The 17,961-nt window shown below is 67.5% G+C and carries 19 protein-coding genes; 2 read left to right on the top strand and 17 right to left on the bottom strand.

The window, feature by feature from the left end:
- Nucleotides 1-48: 48 nt before the first annotated feature.
- From cobK to cobM, 17 genes are read right to left on the bottom strand one after another with little or no spacing between them, the layout of a single operon-like run.
- A complete protein-coding gene (cobK, locus tag AAA021_RS05655) occupies nt 49-822 on the bottom strand; it encodes a precorrin-6A reductase (RefSeq protein ID WP_349088357.1) in 774 nt (257 codons plus the stop codon).
- Nucleotides 819-1,460 (bottom strand): precorrin-8X methylmutase, encoded by a 642-nt coding sequence (locus AAA021_RS05650; RefSeq protein ID WP_349088356.1) that lies wholly within the window; start codon nt 1,458-1,460, stop codon nt 819-821. Before AAA021_RS05650 ends, cobK begins: the two co-directional genes overlap by 4 nt.
- A complete protein-coding gene (locus AAA021_RS05645; RefSeq protein WP_349088355.1) occupies nt 1,461-1,976 on the bottom strand; it encodes a cob(I)yrinic acid a,c-diamide adenosyltransferase in 516 nt (171 codons plus the stop codon).
- Entirely contained in the window at nt 1,973-3,472 is a 1,500-nt protein-coding gene (locus AAA021_RS05640; RefSeq protein WP_349088354.1) for a cobyric acid synthase, read from the bottom strand. Before AAA021_RS05640 ends, AAA021_RS05645 begins: the two co-directional genes overlap by 4 nt.
- On the bottom strand, nt 3,465-4,688 hold the full coding sequence (locus AAA021_RS05635) for a histidinol-phosphate transaminase (RefSeq protein ID WP_349088352.1): 1,224 nt from the start codon (nt 4,686-4,688) through the stop codon (nt 3,465-3,467). Before AAA021_RS05635 ends, AAA021_RS05640 begins: the two co-directional genes overlap by 8 nt.
- A complete protein-coding gene (gene cbiB / locus AAA021_RS05630) occupies nt 4,685-5,659 on the bottom strand; it encodes an adenosylcobinamide-phosphate synthase CbiB (RefSeq protein ID WP_349088414.1) in 975 nt (324 codons plus the stop codon). The genes AAA021_RS05635 and cbiB overlap by 4 nt, the downstream gene beginning before the upstream one ends.
- A complete protein-coding gene (locus AAA021_RS05625; RefSeq protein ID WP_349088351.1) occupies nt 5,659-6,615 on the bottom strand; it encodes a histidine phosphatase family protein in 957 nt (318 codons plus the stop codon). Before AAA021_RS05625 ends, cbiB begins: the two co-directional genes overlap by 1 nt.
- A gap of 41 nt (nt 6,616-6,656) precedes the next feature.
- On the bottom strand, nt 6,657-7,424 hold the full coding sequence (cobS, locus tag AAA021_RS05620) for an adenosylcobinamide-GDP ribazoletransferase (RefSeq protein WP_349088350.1): 768 nt from the start codon (nt 7,422-7,424) through the stop codon (nt 6,657-6,659).
- A complete protein-coding gene (locus tag AAA021_RS05615; RefSeq protein WP_349088348.1) occupies nt 7,421-7,963 on the bottom strand; it encodes a bifunctional adenosylcobinamide kinase/adenosylcobinamide-phosphate guanylyltransferase in 543 nt (180 codons plus the stop codon). Before AAA021_RS05615 ends, cobS begins: the two co-directional genes overlap by 4 nt.
- A gap of 2 nt (nt 7,964-7,965) precedes the next feature.
- Nucleotides 7,966-9,108: a nicotinate-nucleotide--dimethylbenzimidazole phosphoribosyltransferase gene (locus AAA021_RS05610; RefSeq protein WP_349088347.1), complete on the bottom strand. Its 1,143-nt coding sequence runs from the start codon at nt 9,106-9,108 to the stop codon at nt 7,966-7,968.
- Nucleotides 9,101-10,483, bottom strand: coding sequence for a cobyrinate a,c-diamide synthase (locus AAA021_RS05605; protein WP_349088345.1), 1,383 nt, complete (start codon nt 10,481-10,483; stop codon nt 9,101-9,103). The genes AAA021_RS05610 and AAA021_RS05605 overlap by 8 nt, the downstream gene beginning before the upstream one ends.
- Entirely contained in the window at nt 10,480-11,829 is a 1,350-nt protein-coding gene (cbiE, locus tag AAA021_RS05600) for a precorrin-6y C5,15-methyltransferase (decarboxylating) subunit CbiE (protein WP_349088343.1), read from the bottom strand. Before cbiE ends, AAA021_RS05605 begins: the two co-directional genes overlap by 4 nt.
- Nucleotides 11,817-12,560, bottom strand: coding sequence for a precorrin-3B C(17)-methyltransferase (gene cobJ / locus AAA021_RS05595; protein WP_117769633.1), 744 nt, complete (start codon nt 12,558-12,560; stop codon nt 11,817-11,819). Before cobJ ends, cbiE begins: the two co-directional genes overlap by 13 nt.
- A complete protein-coding gene (locus AAA021_RS05590; protein ID WP_349088342.1) occupies nt 12,560-13,693 on the bottom strand; it encodes a cobalamin biosynthesis protein in 1,134 nt (377 codons plus the stop codon). The genes cobJ and AAA021_RS05590 overlap by 1 nt, the downstream gene beginning before the upstream one ends.
- Nucleotides 13,694-13,927 (bottom strand): hypothetical protein, encoded by a 234-nt coding sequence (locus tag AAA021_RS05585; RefSeq protein WP_195503385.1) that lies wholly within the window; start codon nt 13,925-13,927, stop codon nt 13,694-13,696.
- Complete coding sequence (gene cbiD / locus AAA021_RS05580) at nt 13,920-15,104, bottom strand: cobalt-precorrin-5B (C(1))-methyltransferase CbiD (protein WP_271738064.1); 1,185 nt, start codon at nt 15,102-15,104, stop codon at nt 13,920-13,922. The genes AAA021_RS05585 and cbiD overlap by 8 nt, the downstream gene beginning before the upstream one ends.
- A gap of 1 nt (nt 15,105) precedes the next feature.
- Entirely contained in the window at nt 15,106-15,897 is a 792-nt protein-coding gene (gene cobM, locus AAA021_RS05575) for a precorrin-4 C(11)-methyltransferase (protein ID WP_089571784.1), read from the bottom strand.
- Nucleotides 15,898-16,355: 458 nt separating this feature from the next.
- Here cobM and AAA021_RS05570 point away from each other — a divergent pair, with 458 nt between their 5' ends.
- Nucleotides 16,356-17,282 (top strand): sirohydrochlorin cobaltochelatase, encoded by a 927-nt coding sequence (locus AAA021_RS05570; RefSeq protein ID WP_349088340.1) that lies wholly within the window; start codon nt 16,356-16,358, stop codon nt 17,280-17,282.
- A gap of 144 nt (nt 17,283-17,426) precedes the next feature.
- Nucleotides 17,427-17,960, top strand: a complete 534-nt coding sequence (locus AAA021_RS05565; RefSeq protein WP_349088339.1) for a hypothetical protein — start codon at nt 17,427-17,429, stop codon at nt 17,958-17,960.
- Nucleotide 17,961 lies beyond the last annotated feature (1 nt).

Here is a 17,961-nt window from a genome sequence, read left to right as displayed (position 1 = left end):
GGGGCGCTCCTCCTCGCGGGCGGGAGGGCGCGCAGGCGCGGCGAGCGCCTAGCGCGCGAACTCCCGTAAGAGCGCGTCTTCCACTTCCCGAAGCGAAAGGGCCCCGCCTCCCTCGGCGGGACGGGCGACCACGATACAGCGCACTCCCACGTCGCGCGCGGAGGCGATCTTCTCGGCCATGCCGCCTACGGTTCCCGAGTCCTTGGTCACAAGCCACTGGGCGCCCACCTGCCGAAGCATCGCCTCATTGAGCTCGCGGGTGAAGGGCCCCTGCATGCCGATGACGTGCGACGGCGAAAACCCCGCTTCGATGCACTTCGTTATAGCACCGGGCAGCGGAAGCACACGCACGAAGAAGCGCTCCGCGAAATCGGCGACGCGCGTGTAGGGAGCAAGCTCCTTGCTCCCCGTCGTGAGAAGCGCGCGACCCGGGTTCTCAGAGAGAAAGCGCGCTGCGCAGGCGATCGACGCGACCGACACGACGCCTTTGGGCAGCGCCTCGACCGGGCGCGCAAGGCGCAGGCATCGTGCACCCACGGCGAGCGAAGCGGCCCGGATGTTGCCGCTTGCGAGCGTAGCGAAGGGATGCGTGGCGTCGACGACGATGCGCGCGCCGGAAAGCTCGCGCTCCATGTCGGCCTCGTCGAGCCTGCCCGCATGCACCTCGATGCCCGGAAGCTCGCCCAAAAGCTCGCCTCCGTACTCGGTTGCCGCGTAGGCACGGGCGGGGATGCCCGACCCGCTCGCCCATTCGCACAGAAGACGGCCCTCGGTGGTGCCGGCGAAGATGCGCAGCGCCGGCGCGGATGCGGGCGCCGTCACTTCGGGCCGCCTGGGCGCGTGATCTGGTATAGCAGCGCATTCATAATGGCGGCCGCCACGGTCGAACCGCCCTTGCGACCCCTCGCGACGATGGCCGGCACGCGTCGCGCAAGTAGCTCCTCTTTCGCCTCGACCACATTCACAAACCCGACCGGCACCCCAACGACGAGCGCGGGCGCGATCTTCCCCGCGTCCATGAGCTCGACGAGGCGCAGAAGTGCTGTGGGAGCGTTACCGACGGCCACGATGAGCGGACACTCGATGCCGCAAGCTTTGTCCATGCTCGCAACGGCGCGAGTCGTGCCCGCGGCGCGCGCAGCCGCGGCGACATCAGGGTCGGCCATGTAGCACACGGTCTTGCAGCCGAGCTTCGCGAGCGCGGGTTTGCTTATGCCTGCAAGCGCCATGTTCGTGTCGGTGAGCACCGTGGCCCCTGCGCGCAGTGCGTCGAGCGCACAGTGCGCGGCGTCATGGGTGAACACGAGGGAATCGGCGTACGTGAAGTCGGCAGTGGTGTGGATAACGCGCTTCACGACGGGCTCTTCGAGCGGCGGGAACGTGCGGCCGCCGAGCTCTTCGGTGATGATCTCGAAGCTGCGCCGCTCGATGTCGCCGGGCGCCATCTCCTTGGAATCCATCTAGTACTCCACTCCTTCCCTTGCACATGTTCCCTGCTCGTAGGGGTGTTTCTCGCACCGCATCTCGGTTATGTAGTCGGCCTTCTCCACGATCTTGCGGGAAGGCGCGCGCCCGGTGAGCGCTACTTCGACGCCGCACGCGGACATATCGAGCGCGCGGTCCACGAGCGCCTCGTCGACAAGCCCCTTCGAAAGCGCGTCGAGCGCCTCGTCGAGCACGAGCAGCCCCTCCTGCGCGCCCTCGAGCTCGGCGAGCGCGGAAGCGAGGTTCCCATCGTGTAGCTCGCGCGTCGCGGCAAGTTCTTCCGACGTCATGGACCAGGTAAACTTATCCGACACCTTCCCCGCGAACACGGGCACGCCGAAATGCTCGGCGAGCAGTCGCGCCTCCCCGCTTTCGCCGTCTTTCAGGAACTGCACGACGACGACGCGGCGGCCTGCGGCGAGCATGCGAAGGGCGAGGCCCATCGCCGCCGTGGTCTTGCCTTTGCCGTCGCCATGATACACGTGGATCATACGCCCTCCTCGATAATGCGGTAGATATACTCCATGTCGAGCGCCCCGCGCACGACGTCGGCCAGGCGGTCGAACTCGCGCACACGGTGATCGGCCGCGGACGCCGCGCCCGCGGCACCCACGACGCTCTCGGGCAGGCCGCGCATGCGCGCGAGCGAGCGCGCGAGGGCGAGCGCCACCCCCGGTTCGTCGAACAGGCCGTGGAGATAGGTTCCGAACACGTTTCCGCAGGCCGCGCCTTCTGGTTTGCCGCCAATCGTGCCCGCATGGGCGCAGGAGACGGTCGTTTCGCCGTCGTGAATCTCGTACCCGCGAGCCGTCATGCCGTTCCACACCGAGAACGCGCCTTGGGCGCCCGTGATGCGCAGTTCCGACTGGGCGAGGCGCTTTTCCTCCTTGAACACCGTACTTGCAGGAATGAGCCCAAGCCCGCGCGCGGTGCCAGCGCCTTCCCTGCCGTGCGGGTCGGAAAGCTCGTCTCCCAAAAGCTGGTAGCCTCCGCATATGCCGAGCACCGGCGTGCCCGCGCCCGAAAGCGCGCGTACACAGGCTCCGATGCCGCTAGCCGCAAGCCAGCGCGCGTCGTCGAGCGTGGTCTTCGAGCCGGGGAGCACCACCAGGTCGGGTCGGCCCAGATCAGTCGTCGAGGAAACGTAGCGCACGCCCACGCCGGGCACGCGCGAAAGCGGGTCGAAGTCGGTGAAGTTCGACAGATGCGGAAGGCGCACGACGACGACGTCGATGACGCCGCGCGCCTCGCGGGCAGATAGGCGCGGCGCGAGCGAGTCCTCATCGTCCAGGTCGAGCGTAAGATACGGCACGACCCCCACGACGGGGACCCCGCACATCTTCTCGAGCGGGGCCAAACCCGGGCGCAGGATTTCCACATCGCCGCGGAACTTGTTCACCACAAGCCCCCGCAAAAGCGCGCGATCCTCGGGCGCAAGGAGCGCGACCGTGCCGTAGAGCTGGGCAAACACCCCGCCTGGGTCGATGTCGCCCGCGAGCAGCACGGGGGAGGACACGGCGCGCGCGAGCCCCATGTTGACGATGTCGTTTTCGGCAAGGTTGATTTCGACGGGGCTGCCGGCGCCCTCGATGACGATGACGTCGTTTTCCTCCGCGAGCGAATCGAACGCCTCCAAAATCTGCGGCATGAGCGCCTTCTTTCGCGCGAAGTAGTCCCTCGCGGCGAAGGCTCCCTGCGCCTTGCCGGCCACGATGAGCTGGCTTCGGTGATCGCTTTCGGGCTTGAGCAGGATGGGGTTCATGCGCACGTCGGGCGCGATGCCGCACGCCTCGGCCTGCATGATCTGAGCGCGCCCCATCTCGAGCCCGTCGGCCGTGACACCGCTGTTGAGCGCCATGTTCTGGCTCTTGAAGGGAGCCACGCGCAGGCCGTCCTGCGAAAGCACACGGCACAGCCCCGCCGCAAGCAGGCTCTTCCCCGCGTTCGACATGGTACCCTGGATCATGATGGGCTTCGCCCTACCCACGGGTATCGACCTCCTTCGCCGAGCCTCGGCCATCCGCGCCCGCCATAGCGCCGCTGCAAGAAGCGCCGCCCCGTTCGTCGGGTTCGCCTTCGCCCGATGCACCTTCCGCCCGAAGCGCGCGGCTGAACGCCATCGCAAGCCGGGCATTCTCCTTGTGCGTGCGCACGGCGACGCGGCACCAGAAACGGGACAGTATCGAAAACGAGTCGCATGTGCGGACCAAAACCCCCTGTTTATACAGGCGCTCGGGGATGTCTTTCGCCGGCGTGCGGACTAAAAGGAAGTTCGCATCCGACGGCACGACGGAAAGCCCGAGCGAGGAGAGCTCGTGGGAAAGCCACGCTCGCTCGCCCGCCAATACATCGCGCGTGCGCGAGACGTATTCGACGTCTTCCAGGGCGGCGATGCCCGCGGCCTCGGCGACCGAGGAGACGGGCCACGCCTGCCCCGCCCGACGAATCCCCTCGATGAGTTGGGCGTTTCCGCTGATCAGATACCCCAACCGCAACCCTGCCATTCCGTAGAGCTTGGTGAACGCGGAGAGCACGGCCACATGGTGCGAACACGCGGCGCGTGCGGCCACGCTCCTTTCGCGGGCGTCGGTCGCAAATCCGAGGAAGCACTCGTCCACGACGAGCAGCGCGCCCACCTGCTCGCAGCGGCAAGCCGCGGCATCGATCACGCGGGGGTCGACGAGACGCCCCGTCGGGTTGTTCGGATTGCAGAGGTACGCCACGTCTCCCGGCCCCTCGATCGCGCGGGCGAAGGAGGCGGGCACGTCGAAGTCATCCGCTTCGGAGAGCGGGAACTCCTGCACGCATGCGCCGTAGTACGATGCCGCCTCCGCATATTCAGAGAACGTCGGCGCGCACACGACGATGCGTTTCGGGTGCACCGCCGCGGCGAGCCGCCAGATGATGTCGGACGCGCCCGCGCCGCAAACGATAGTATCTTCGGGAATGCCCTGGGTGCGCGCTAGGGCACGAACGAGGGCGAGGCTTTCCCTATCGGGGTAGGCGTCGATTCGAGAAAGCGCCTTGCAAGCTGCGGCGACGGCGCGCGGCGATGGGCCTGCCGGATTCACGTTCACCGAGAAGTCAATGAGGTCGGATGCGCCCCCTTCGCAAGCGATGCCGAGCGATTGCGAGCTGCCCCCATGCGTACGGGCGCGGAGGATTCCCCCGGCAGCCCGGGGCGCGGCGTGGTCTTCCCTCATACCATCGCCCCCACGGCGAGCACGACCGCCGCGCGCGCGGCGCCGAAGACGACGAGCGCGCATACGGACGCGGCGAGCATGAGCCTTGTCGCCCGGGCGATGTCGCCCCACTCGATTTCGCGGGACGCGTCGCCTATCGTCGGTTTCTCAACGAGCTTGCCGAAATACACCGCGGGTCCTGCCAGGCGCAGCCCGAGCGCGCCCGCGCACGCTGACTCGGTCTGCGCCGCGTTCGGGCTCGCATGGCGACGCCTGTCGCGGCGCCAGATGCGCGCCGCCCCGCACGCGTCGAGCCCGACGATCGGGCACACGACGATCATGAGCAGGGCCGATAAGCGCGAGGGAATCCAGTTCACCGCATCGTCGAGGCGCGCCGAGGCGCAGCCGAAGTCGATGTAGCGCGCGTTTTTGTAGCCCACCATGCTGTCGAGCGTGTTCACAGCCTTGTACGCCATGCCCAAGGGCGCACCCCCGATCATAAGGTAGAAAAGCGGCGCGATGACGCCGTCGCTCGCGTTCTCCGCCACCGTTTCCACGGCGGCGCGCGCAACGCCCTGCTCGTCGAGAACAGACGTGTCGCGTCCCACGATGAGCCCGACGGTTTCGCGCGCCGCGACAAGGCCGCCCTTCGAGAACGCGCGGGCCACGGCCAGGCTCTGGCGGCGCAGCTCGCATGCCGCAAGAATCTGATAGCTCGCCCATGCCTCGGCCACGAAGCGCAAGCCGGGGTGAACCATGCCGCAAAGATGCAGGATTCCCCAGGTCAAAAGCCCACACGCAAGCGGAAGCGCCACGGCGAGCACAAGCCCTGCGGCGCGCGTGCCCGCGGACGTTTGCGGGAATGCGCCCCGCAGGCGGCCTTCGGCCCACGTGATCGCGCGCCCCATGGCGACGACGGGATGGGGAAGCCAGCGCGGGTCGCCGAAGGCAAGGTCGGCCGCGAACCCGGCGGCGACGGCAAGAATCGTCATCACCGGGCATCGCCCCCCGAAGCGGGGCGAACGTCGCGAAGGCAGCGCCCATCCCAGGTGGCGGCCCATGCGCCGCCCGGCTCGGTATGCACGTCGAAGTATTCCATTTTCGGGACAGCAAGCTCGGAAAGCAGCGCTTTCACGGTACCCGCGTGAACGACGAAGACGGCGCGCTCACTCCCCTGGGCGCGCTCCGATTCGCACGCCTCCCGAAACGCCGCGACGACGCGGCGGGTGAAATCGCTCTTGCCCTCGCCATGCGGGCAGCGCGTCTCGCACCAGGAGTCTACCCAGGCGCGGTAGCGCGCATCCTCTTTAAGCTCGGCGGCGCTTCGCCCCTCGAAGTCACCGAAATCCATCTCGCGCAGACCGGGGCATGCCATAAGCTCCGCATTCGGGAAGAGGATGCGTGCCGTCTGGTCGGTGCGGGCCATGCCACTCGTGATAACACGGAACACCTCACGATCGCACGCGAGCTCGCGCAAAGCGCGCTCGCCCGCGCTCGACAGGGGCTCGTCGGTGCCCGCCCCGCTGTAGCGATGGTCTTCCGTGCCCGCCGTGGCACCATGGCGCACGAAGACGACTTCCAAAGGCGCGCCCGCGCCCTGCGTCCCTCGAGGCGCATCGGCAAGGTTTCCTTTGATGACCTGGGAAATCCCGCACGTCATGCGCACGACGACGTCGGCGCGCGCAGCAAGCGCGCATCCCAGGCGCCCCGCGCGCTCGCGCCATTGGGCGTCTTCCGCACGCATAGGGACGACCCCCGAGCCGACCAAGGGCAGAATCACTGCGTCGAAGCCGATCAGCCGCTCGAGCGCCCGGTCAGCGTCGAGCGCGCGTACGAGTTCCTCAGCACGGTACGCGACACGGCCGGCAAAAGCCGCGGGCACGCCGCCCTCCGCAAGCTGCGCCGCGTCGACGAAATTGTCCGCCGCGATCCCGAGCTTTTCGCGCACGAAGGTCCTCTTCCCCGAATGCGCGCCACCTACCACGAGAATCATAGGAGCATACCCCCCGCCACCAGCATGGCAAGCATCGCGAGCTCGGCCCATTGCAGAAACCATCCGGCCAAATCCCCCGTCACCCCGCCGAAGCGGGACAGGGCAACATGACGGTACCATGCGAGCGCCAAAAGCCCCGCCACCGCCATAAGGGCGCCGACGGCCTGAGCGCACGCGACCATCCCTGCAGCCGAAGCCGCAGCGAAAGCGCAAAGCGGCACGACGATCGCCGCGCGCTTCTTAGTAGGCGAGAGTCCTGCGGCCATGCCGTCCGCCCGCGCGGCAGGCCAGCATTCTACGGCGAGCCCCGAAAGCGCGCGGGAGAACACGAGCGAGCACAGAAGCGCGAGGAACGCCCCCGCCGTAAGCGGCAGCGCGGTGAACAGGGAAAACTGCAGAATAAGGTACACAACAACACCGATGACCCCGAAGGCGCCCGCCCGCGGGTCGTGCATGATCTCGAGCTTTCGCTCGCGCGGGGCCCAACTTGCAAGCGCATCGGAGGTGTCGCAGAGCCCGTCTAGGTGGATGCCTCCCGTCACCGCCACAGGCAACGCCACGAGCACGGCCGCGACGATGGTCGCGGGCACGCCGAGCAGGTTCGCCACGTGCCCCCACGCCGTCATGAGGAAGCCTTCCGCGAGGCCCACCAGGGGAAACGCGGCAAGCGCATGGGTTGACCCGAAATCGGTCCAGGCCGATTTCGGGACGGGGATGCGCGAGAACGTTCCGAACGCCGCGCCAATTGCCTCTGCTATCTTCACCTTGTAGGTCCTTCGCCTTTCAACCACACGGGAATCCCGCATACCACTTCGACTGCGCGGTCGGCCAGCGCCGCCACGCCCGCGTTCACGCGCGCGAGCGCGCGCCTCCATGCCTCGGTCCCCTCATCGTAGCGCATCCCATCGCCGAACACGTCGACGGAGACCACCACCGTATACGCAGCCGCCTGAACGAGCCGTTCGATGCCTCCGAGCACCTCGCGCGCCGTAGCGTCGGGGTCACGTGGGGACAAGCCGCCTTCCGCGAAGAGCTCGTTCGCAACCAGGTTGCCCACGTCCTCCAAAAGAAGCGTGCAGCCGCGCGGAAGCCCGGACACTGCGGCACCCACGTCACGCGTGCGCTCGAGGGTGGAAAACCCCTTGCCCTCGCGCAGCGCCCGATGGCGCGCGATGCGGCGGGCGCCCTCTTCCCCGAAGGGCTCCATCGTTGCCAGGTACACGCGGGGGCCGTCGTGCCCAAGGCACAGGGACTCGGCATAGGCGCTCTTGCCGCTCGCGGCGGCGCCGATAACGAACGTCACCGTCATTTCCCAGCCTCGAAATGCTCGTAAGCAGCCATGCCAGTCGCCGTGAACGTCTTCCCATCCCGGTACACGCGCAGCGCAGAATCCAGAAGGGGCAGATACGCCATGGCGCCCGCGCCCTCGCCCAAGTGCATGCCTGCGTCGAGGGGTGCCTTTATGCCGAGCTCGCGAAGGAGCTCCTGGCTTGCGGGTTCACTTGATGCGTGGGTGCCCACGAGGTAGCCCAAGGCGTTGGGGCACAGGCGCGCTGCGCACAGGGCCGCCGTGCAGGATATGACCCCGTCGAGGAGCGCCGGCGCCTTCGAGGCAGCGGCCCCCAGGTAGAAACCGCACATCGCCGCGATGTCGAAGCCGCCCACCTTCGAGAGCACGTCGATCGGGTCGGCGGGATCGGGCGAGTTCGCATCGATAGCGCGCTCGACCACGTCGCGCTTGCGCGCGAACGAGGCGTCCGAGAGCCCCGCGCCGCGCCCGACGAGGCTCCGTGCGTCCGCCCGGAGGAGCACTGCGGCCACCGCCGCCGAGGTGGTCGTGTTGCCGATGCCCATCTCGCCCGCGGCGAGAAGGCGCACGCCGGCGCGGGCAAACCCGCACGCGACGGCGATTCCGACTTCGATCGCGCGCACGGCCCCATCGCGAGACATAGCGGAACCGTGCGCGATATTACCGCTCCCCCGCCGCACGTTCGCGAGCACCATGCGCGCGTCTTCTATGCCCCGGGCCATACCCACGTCGACGGGCACGACCTCGGCACCCGCGAACGCCGCCATGCGGCAGGCACTCGTGGCCCCCTCGCACATGTTGCGCGCGACGGCTCGCGTCACGTCTTGTCCGCTTTGCGACACGCCTTCGGCAACGACCCCATTGTCGGAGAAGAATACCGCGAGCGCACGGGGAAACTCGGCCACCTCGGCGCTCCCCTGAGCTGCGGCGATACACGCGACGGCGTCTTCAAAGTCGCCCAATCCCCCCAAGGGGTGCGCGATGGAGTCCCACGCGGCGTACGCGGCGGCGCGGGCGCACTCGTCTGCGGGCGCGATCCGGGAGAGCGCGGCTTCGAGCACGGCGCCCGGCGCCGACGAGAACGCGCGCTCGACTTCCTCGCGGATGCAGGCAAGCGCGGTTTCGGTTGCTTCAGCCATGCCGTCTCCTCTCTGCGAACGACGCTGCGGCAGACGCGAACGCGCGCGCAACGTCGGGGTTCGCAGGATAGTACACATGCGGGAAGCCCGCAACCAGGGACGGGGTGGTCGTCATGCACGGCCAGCCCTTGTCGCGCCGGGGCTTCTGCGCCCAAAAGTCGCCGCCCGGGCAGGTGGACTGCCAGTAGTGGAACTCGTGCGCGCGGATGCGTGTGCCGCGCGGCCCGTAGAGCCCGTCGCGTTGAGAAGTGAGCTCCACGTACCCGAAATGGGACAGCCTTCCCCCGTTCTCGCTTGCGCCCTCAAGGGCGCCCGCAACAGGCCAGCGCCGCCCCTCGCTATCGGCGATTTCGCGCTGCAGATACAGAAACCCACCGCATTCGGCGACCGTCGGCATGCCGGATTCCACCGCGCGCCGCACCGCCTCGCGCATCGGCGCGTTCTCGAAGAGCTGCCGCGCATGGAGCTCCGGGTAGCCGCCCCCCAGATAGAGGGCGCTTGTCCCCCGGGGCAACTCGCTATCACACAGAGGGCTGAAAAAGGCCAGCTCGCAACCCAGGTCCTCGAGCGCGCGCAGGTTCTCCTCGTAGTAGAACGAGAACGCCTCGTCACGCGCGACGGCGACGATGGGCCGCGCTCCCGCGATCGGCTCCAACCGGTATGGTTCCTCGCGGATATCGGGTGCCGTCGCCGCTATTTCGAGCAAGCGGTCGACGTCGACGCTCTTTTCCACCAGCTCGGCCATCTTGTCGATGCGCGCGGAGAGCTGCTTGACTTCGTCGGCGGTCACAAGCCCCAGATGCCGGCTTTCGAGCAAGAACGCCTCGTCGGCGGGGATATTACCCAAAACCGCGACGCCCGTGTGCTTCTCGATCGCAGGCTTCGCGTAGGCGCAGGCAGCGGCGCTCGTCTTGTTCAGCACGACGCCGCGCACGTTCGCACAAGGCAGGAACTCGGCGATGCCGCGGATTACGGCGGCGAGCGATAAAGACGCCCCGCGCCCGTTCACCACTAAAACGACCGGCGTTTCCGTGTCGCGCGCAACCTGGTAGCTGCTCGCGTCGGCCACGCCGGGCGCCATGCCGTCGTAGAAGCCCATGACCCCCTCGAGCACCGCGACATCCGCGCCCGCGGCGCCGCGTGCGAGTAGGGCGCGCAGCGTCGGGGAGTCGGTGAAGAAACCGTCCAAGTTGCCCGAGCGCGCACCCACGACGCGGCGATGAAAGAGCGGGTCAATGTAGTCGGGGCCGCATTTGAAGGCCGCGCATGCAAGGCCGCGGCGCGCGAGCGCGCGCAGGAGCGCACACGTTACGACCGTCTTGCCGCTCCCGCTCGAGGGCGCAGCGACCATGAAGCGCGGGATGGACGTGCTCACCGGGCACCGCCTTCCCCACCTGCACCACGCGCGCTGACGAGGAACACGGGGTTTTGCGCCTTCATAAGATGATGCGAGCCTACAGCCTCGGCACGGGCGGCCGACAACTGGCACGCCTCGAACCCCTTAAAGCGCGAACCCGAGAGGAGCGCGCACGCCTCAGTGAGTGTCTCAATGGTGACGCATGGCACACACAGGCGAACCTGCGAATTCTTCTCGAGCGCCGCCTCCACGATGGAGGGAAGCTCGCCCGCGCTCCCGCCGACGAACACGGCGTCGGGGACGGGCAGTTTCGCGAGCGCTTCGGGAGCGACGCCGGGGACCGCATACACGTTGCCGCACCCGAATGCATCCGCGTTCTCTCGGATGAGCCGCACGCCGGTCGCGTTGCGCTCGACCGCCCATACCGACCCCGCTCGCGCGACGAGCGCCGCCTCGATCGACACGCTCCCCGTGCCGGCGCCGACGTCCCACACGGTGTCGGTCGCGGTAAGGCGCAGCTTCGCGAGCGCGACGGCTCGCACCTCCTGCTTGGTCATGGGAACGTCACCGCGGATGAAGAGCTCGTCGGGAATGCCCGAGGAAGCGTACGGCCAGCGGGAGCTCGCGGCGCGGGATGCGCCCGCAGAGTCCACCACGGAAGAAGTCGCCGCGGGCGCAGACGCGCCGGCCGGCGCCTCGGAGGCTGCGCTAGAGCCCGCAGGCGACCCGGCGCCGCCTGCGGGCTCGATAAGCATCACGTTCAAGTCGTCGAACGTCTGACCTGCGATTTCACTTGCGGTCGCACAGATGATGCGCTCGTCGGGGTACGACAGGCGCTCGGCCACCGTCACGCGCGCGTCCCCGAAGCCCGCCTGCACAAGCTCGCCGGAAAGCCGCGAGGGGTCTTCCCCGCCCGACGTGACGAGGAAGAGCTCACCTGCGCGCTCGGCCTCGGCCACGATGTCGCACGCCACGCCGTGAGCGCTCGCAAAGCGCCAATCCTGCCATGGACGCGCGAGGCGCGCGGCGAGATACGACGCTGAGCTTATGCCGGGAATGACGCGCACGTCCACCTGCGCGTTGCCGGAGAGCGCCTCCACCAGGCGGCGCGCGCCGCTGAACAGCCCCACATCGCCCGTCATCACGACCACGGCGCGCTGCCACGACGCCGCATCGGTGAGCGCGGCGACGATGTCCGCCGTCTTCACGAGCTCGCATCTCACCACGTCGGGCGGCACGTCGATGCCGGCAAGCGCGCGATGAGCGCCGATGACCACATCGGCGATGTCGATCGCGTCGAGCGCCGCGCGCGAGAGCAAGTCGGGGTTTCCGGGCCCCGCCCCGATGATCGTTACCTTTCGCATGGAATCTCCCGATACCCGCGCGGCGTGACCATACGGCCGCCTACGAGCTTCGTGTCCGCGTTGCCGACGAACACGGTGGTGAACATGTCGGCGTCGATCTCCCCCAGCTCGGAGAGCCTGCACATGCCCGACTGCTGCCCCTCGCGCCCGATGTTGCGTACCCAGCCGCAGAGCGTGTCGGGGGCCTTCCATTCGAGCATAATCTTCGCCGCGCGTGAGAGCCTGTCGGCGCGCTTTCTGCTGCGCGGGTTGTACAAACAGATGCAGAAGTCGGCGCTCGCCACGGCGGCGAGCCTGCGCTCGATGACCTCCCACGGCGTGAGCAGGTCGGAGAGCGACACGACCGCGAAGTCGTGGGCAAGCGGGGCGCCGAGCACCGCCGACCCGCTCTGAGCCGCGGTGGCCCCGGCGATAACTTCCACGTCTACATCGGGGTAGTCCTCCGCAAGCTCCAGCACGGGGCTCGCCATGCCGTACACGCCCGCGTCACCGCTGCACACGAGCGCCACGGCTTCTCCGCTCTGCGCGCGCGAAAGCGCCAGGCGGCACCGTTCGACCTCGTGCATCATCGGCGTCGCGAGATGCGCCGCGTCGGGCACGGCGGCGAGCGCGAGCTCCACGTATTTCGTGTACCCCACAACGATGTCGGCCGCCTCGAGCGCGCGCCGGGCCGCAATCGTCATGCCGTCGGGGCCGCCCGGGCCGATCCCCACCACGAAGAGCTTTCCCATCACCGCTCCTTAAACGAAAGTTCGATAGTTACCTTGGAAAACGCGACGGTCACGCCGCCATGAGCGAGCTTCGGGAAGATAAGTTTGCCCCCGTCCGCGAGCGCCGCGCGCTCGCACACGTTGTCAACCCCCACCGTCGCGCGCACGAAATCAGATGGCGAAACGCTGCCTTCGACTTGCGACAACTCATCTGCGGAATACGTCGCAAGCGGAATATTGCGCGCGCGGCAGAAGGCGAGCAGACCCTCCTCGTGCGCCTTCACGTCAATCGTCGCCGCCTTGCGCACGGCCGAAAGCGAGATACCCGCCTGCCCGCACGCGAGAAGAAACGCCTCCTCGATCGCTTCGGCGCACGCACCGCGACGGCACCCTATGCCCGCAACGATGCAGGGCACGACAAGGCGAAGCGGCTCGGGCGCAGGCGCCTGCGCCCGCACGCCCGCCGGCTTCCCCGTCTCACCGGCGGGCACGACCTTGCCCGTTGTCTCCGCCACGCGAACGGACGCACCTTCATTCGCGCCAGCAAACGGCGACACGACGATATCGGCCCGAGCGCGGTCGGACGCAATGTCAACTCCCTCAGGCGGTTGTCCCGAAATCGGCATGTCGGAATAGAGCGCCACGCGCCCGCCAGAAAGCAGCCGCGCCGACACTCGCTTGATGGCCTCGGGATTCGAAACGGGGAGCCCCGCACAGCGCGCCCACGTATCCACCGCCCACACGCCGCGGACGTCGGTCGCCGTGGTGATGACGGGGATGGCCCCTGCCGCGCGTGCCACAGTTTGCGCAAGCTCGTTCGCACCGCCCAAATGCCCCGACAAAAGCGGGACGGCAAAGCGCCCCGCCTCGTCGATCGCCACAACCGCGGGATCGTTTACCTTCGAGGCGACATGCGGCGCGATCGCCCGCACGGCGATGCCCGCCGCGCCCACGAACAGAAGCGCGTCCGACGCTTCCCACGCGAGCGCCGTCCATGCGCGCAGGTCGGCCTTCCCCTCGCCGAACCCGCGCGAAACGGAAACGTCCCAGCCAGGGTCATCGTCACCTGTCTGCGCGCAATCGGAAAGCGCGCGTGCGGTGCGCACCGCCAACGCATACCCCCTCTCAGTGAACGCTATACAGGAAACCCTCATCTAGCGCACCACCATCGTCGAGAAGTAGCTGCCCCGATCGGGCACATCGTCGAGCGAGCGGTACACGCGCTCGCCCGGAAGCCCACAGTCCTCTACGAGCTCGGCACCGTCGAAGGCGCCCTCCTCGCGAAGGATGCGCTTCGTGTCCGCAAGCGAACGGCGCGCCTTCATGACCACCTTCGTCCCTGGCCAGCCGATTGCGCGGCCCACCCCATACAGCACGCCTTTACTCATACGTCGCCCCCAATTCCCCGATAACTGCTTCGGCGCCCGACGTGCGGAAAAGCTCGCGGCGCTCGGCGTCGAACACGACCGCGGCGATGTCGCATGCGCCCGCCGCGCGGCGGCGCAACCTGTCCTCGATTGCCGCAGCGAGCGAGGCGCGCGCAGCGTCCCCCACGCCGGCGGCCTCGATTACCTCGAGCGCCGCCGTGGTCGTGACCGACGACATGATCTCGCGCACGGTCTTCGCGCCCGCGCCGGCCAAGGCCGCGTGGGCGGCCAGAATCTCCGCGCGGCAGTCGGCAGTACGCGAATGGGTGTCCATGATGCCGCCAGCGACCTTCACCAGCTTGCCGATGTGTCCCACAAGAAGGACATTGGTGAATCCCTCGCGAACGCAGCAATCAATCGCATCGCCCACAAAGTTGGAGATGAAGACCACCGGCGCACCGTTTAGGTGAAAATGCCCCGAGATGAACTGCCCGCCGTAGTTGCCAGGCGTGAGCACGACTCCGCGCCGCCCCATAGCCGCATGCTGCCGGATCTCGAGCTCGATGCTGTCGCGCAAGGCAGCGAGACTGCGCGGCTCGACGATGCCCGTCGTACCCAGGATGGAGATGCCGTCCTCTATCCCCAGGTGCGGGTTAAAGGTCTTTTCGGCAAGGGCAACACCCTCGGGTACCGAAATCGTCACAGCAATATTTCCAGAAAAGCCGTGCGCGGCACACACCTCGCGCACCGCCGAAGTGATCATCGCGCGCGGCGTCGCGTTGATGGCGGCCGCCCCCACCGGCTGCTCGAGCCCGGGCAACGTCACGCGCCCCACGCCCACGCCGCCATCGACGGAAACTTCCGATTCGTGCGCGGGCACGTCCTTGCTGCCCGCAGCACCCGTGCCCGAACCCGCATGTTCCACGCGCGCGTACACGAGCACGCCGTCGGTCACATCGGCATCGTCGCCTGCGTCCTTTCGCACGGCGCACTGGGCGCACCCCTCGCCGATGCATGCGTCGACCACGTTCGCCTCGACGGGCAGCCCACCGGGGGTGACGATCGAAACGAGGCCGACGGGCTTTCGTGACAAGAGCATCTCGCAGGCCGCCTTCGCCGCGAGCGCGGCGCAGCTCCCCGTGGTGTAACCGCAGCGCAGGCGGGTCGTCCCGGTATATATATAGTGCTCGAAGGCCACGCTAGCTGCTCGCCTTCCGATATCCCGTGGCAAAAGAAGGGTCGTAAAGCTTGCTGCGCTCGTACGACTCCGCTTGCGCGCCGTTGTGCGCAAGCCCGCCGCGAGCTCCGAGCACGCGGCCCACCACCACGAGCGCCGTGCGGTCGATGCCCTCTCGCGCGCCCGCATCAGCGAGCGTGCCCACTGTGCATCGCACCACGCGCTCCTCAGGCCAGGTCGCCTTGTACACGAGCGCCGCCGGCTCGTCGGAGCTGCGGCCCGCGGCCAAAAGCTCGGCGGAAAGCTCGGCGAGCATACCCGAGCTCAGGAAGATGACCATGGTCGAGCCGCTTTCCGCCATGGTGCGCATGCCCTCGCCCGCGGGCATGGGAGTGCGTCCGGAAAGCCGCGTGATCACGACCGACTGGCTGATTCCCGGCAGCGTGTATTCCTGGCGAAGTGCCGCCGCGGCACCGCAAAAGCTCGATACGCCGGGCACCACCTCGTAGTCCACGCCGCGCGCGTCGAGCGCGTCCATCTGCTCCTGGATGGCGCCGTACAGGCACGGGTCGCCCGTGTGCAGGCGCACAACTTCCTCGCCCCGCGCATCCGCCGCGCACATCACGTCGAGCACTTCCTCCAAGGTCATGTGCGCGCTGTCGTAGACGACGCAGGATTCCTTGCACTCGGCGAGCAGCTCGGGGTTCACAAGGCTCCCCGCCCAAACGACCACGTCGGCCGCGCGCAGAAGACGCGCCCCGCGCAGCGTGATAAGGTCGGCGGCGCCCGAGCCTGCGCCAACGATATGAATCATCCGAGCCTTCCCTTCCCGTTTCTCATCGCAACTGTTTACGCCGCCATTCGCGCAGCGGGCAAAACACGGCGCCTGCGGCGACAATCGGCGCAAATACGCAGGCAGGAGCCGCAATGCCGCCCGCCCTGGCTTTGACACGTTCACAAGTGCCCACTATCATAGTAAAAGTTTCGGCAACGAGCATATGACAATCGGATAAAAGGAAATGACCGGCGCGGCGCCCGCACAGCCCGCGCTGGCTTGCGGAGGGAACCAGGTGGGAATCCTGGGCAAGGGACATTACTGTATAGGACGCGCGGGCGAACCGCCTCGCGCCCCAAGCCAGACTGCTTCGCCTTTTCCTCACGGCATCGCCGTGGCGTTAGCTCCTTGTGAACCCCGAGGGGTGCGCTTTTCTTTCGCTTGTGCCGACAAGCAACTGTCGCCGGGGGACCGGCAAACCGAGGAAAGGAAAAACCATGTCCGACCAGATGTCACGCCGCGGCTTCATGGGCGCCGCAGCAACCGGAGCCGTCGCGCTCGCCGGAGTCGCGCTCGCGGGCTGCTCCAACACCTCCGCGAGTTCCGAGAAATCGAGTGAAAAGGAGAAGGCCGTGAAGCCGGTCATCCTCGTCACGAGCTTCGGCACGAGCTACAACGACTCGCGCCACATCACCATCGGCGCCATCGAAGACGCTATCCGCGAGAAGTACTGGCAGGACTACGACATCCGCCGCGCCTTCACCGCGCAGATCATCATCGACAAGCTGAAGAAGCGCGACGGCATCACGATCGACAACATGACCGAGGCGCTCGACCGCTGCGTGAAAGACGGCGTGAAGGAAATCGTCGTGCAGCCGACGCATCTCATGGGTGGCCTGGAATACACCGACGTGAAAGACGAGCTCGACAAGTACGCCGACAAGTTCGACAAAATCTCGCTCGGCGACCCGCTGCTCACCTCCGACGACGACTACAAGAAGGTGGCCGCGGCCATTAAGGAGAACATGGCGTCCTTCGACGACGGCAAGACGGCGCTGTGCCTCATGGGCCACGGCACCGAAGCCGATTCCAACGCCGACTATGCCAAGATGCAGGAAGTGTTTAAGAACGAGGGCTTGACGCAGTTCTTCGTCGGTACCGTCGAGGCTGAACCGACCTGCGAGGATGTTATCGCCGCCGCGAGCGCCGCAGGCTACAAGAAGGCCGTGCTCGCGCCGTTCATGGTGGTCGCGGGCGACCACGCGAACAACGACATGGCAGACGAGACCGACCCCGACAGCTGGGCTGCGAAGTTCGTGGCCGCCGGCTTCGAAGTGACGTGCCTGCTCCAGGGTCTGGGACAGAACGTCGCGGTCGACGACATCTACGTCTCGCACGTGGACGACGCCATCGCCAAGCTGTAAACTCGCCGCGCACGGGGGCGCCGGTCGCGTCCCCGTGCAACGGGCATGCGCCTTCCCCAACTGACGGTGCATGCTCGTTGCATTCGCATCCCGCCCGCCCACCGCACGGCGCGGGCGGTCGAAGCGATTGAAAGGAACCCCTCCATGTTGAAGAAAACCCTCGCCTTCGCCCTGTCGGCGGCGCTTTTCGCGTTCTCGCTCGCCGGCTGCGGCGGAAATTCAATCGACAGTGCAAAGGCAAGCGATGCCGATTCCCAGGAAAAGACCGAACAGGCGGCCGATGCGCCCGAGGGCGCAAGCGCTGCCCCCATCACCGCCGACAAGGTGGCCGACGGCACCTATCCGATCACCGTAGATTCCAGCTCGAACATGTTCAGGATTGTGGACGCCCAGCTCATCGTGGAAAACGGCTCCATGCACTGCGTGATGACACTTTCCGGCACGGGCTACGGCAAGCTCTTCATGGGCACGGGTGACGAGGCTGCCACCGCGAGCGAGGCCGACTTCATCCCCTATGTGGAAAACGCGGAAGGCAAGTACACCTACGACGTGCCCGTTGAAGCGCTCGACGAGGACACCGCCTGCGCCGCGTGGAGTATTAGAAAAGAGCAGTGGTACGACCGCACGCTCGTGTTCGAATCCGCCGGCGTCGATCTGCACGCCGACGCACTGAAGTAAC

The sequence above is a fragment of the Collinsella sp. CLA-JM-H32 genome (assembly GCF_040098165.1).
Classification (GTDB): domain Bacteria; phylum Actinomycetota; class Coriobacteriia; order Coriobacteriales; family Coriobacteriaceae; genus Collinsella.
The sequence above is the reverse complement of the archived record's forward strand: the minus strand, read 5'-3'. Positions and strand labels throughout refer to the sequence as shown.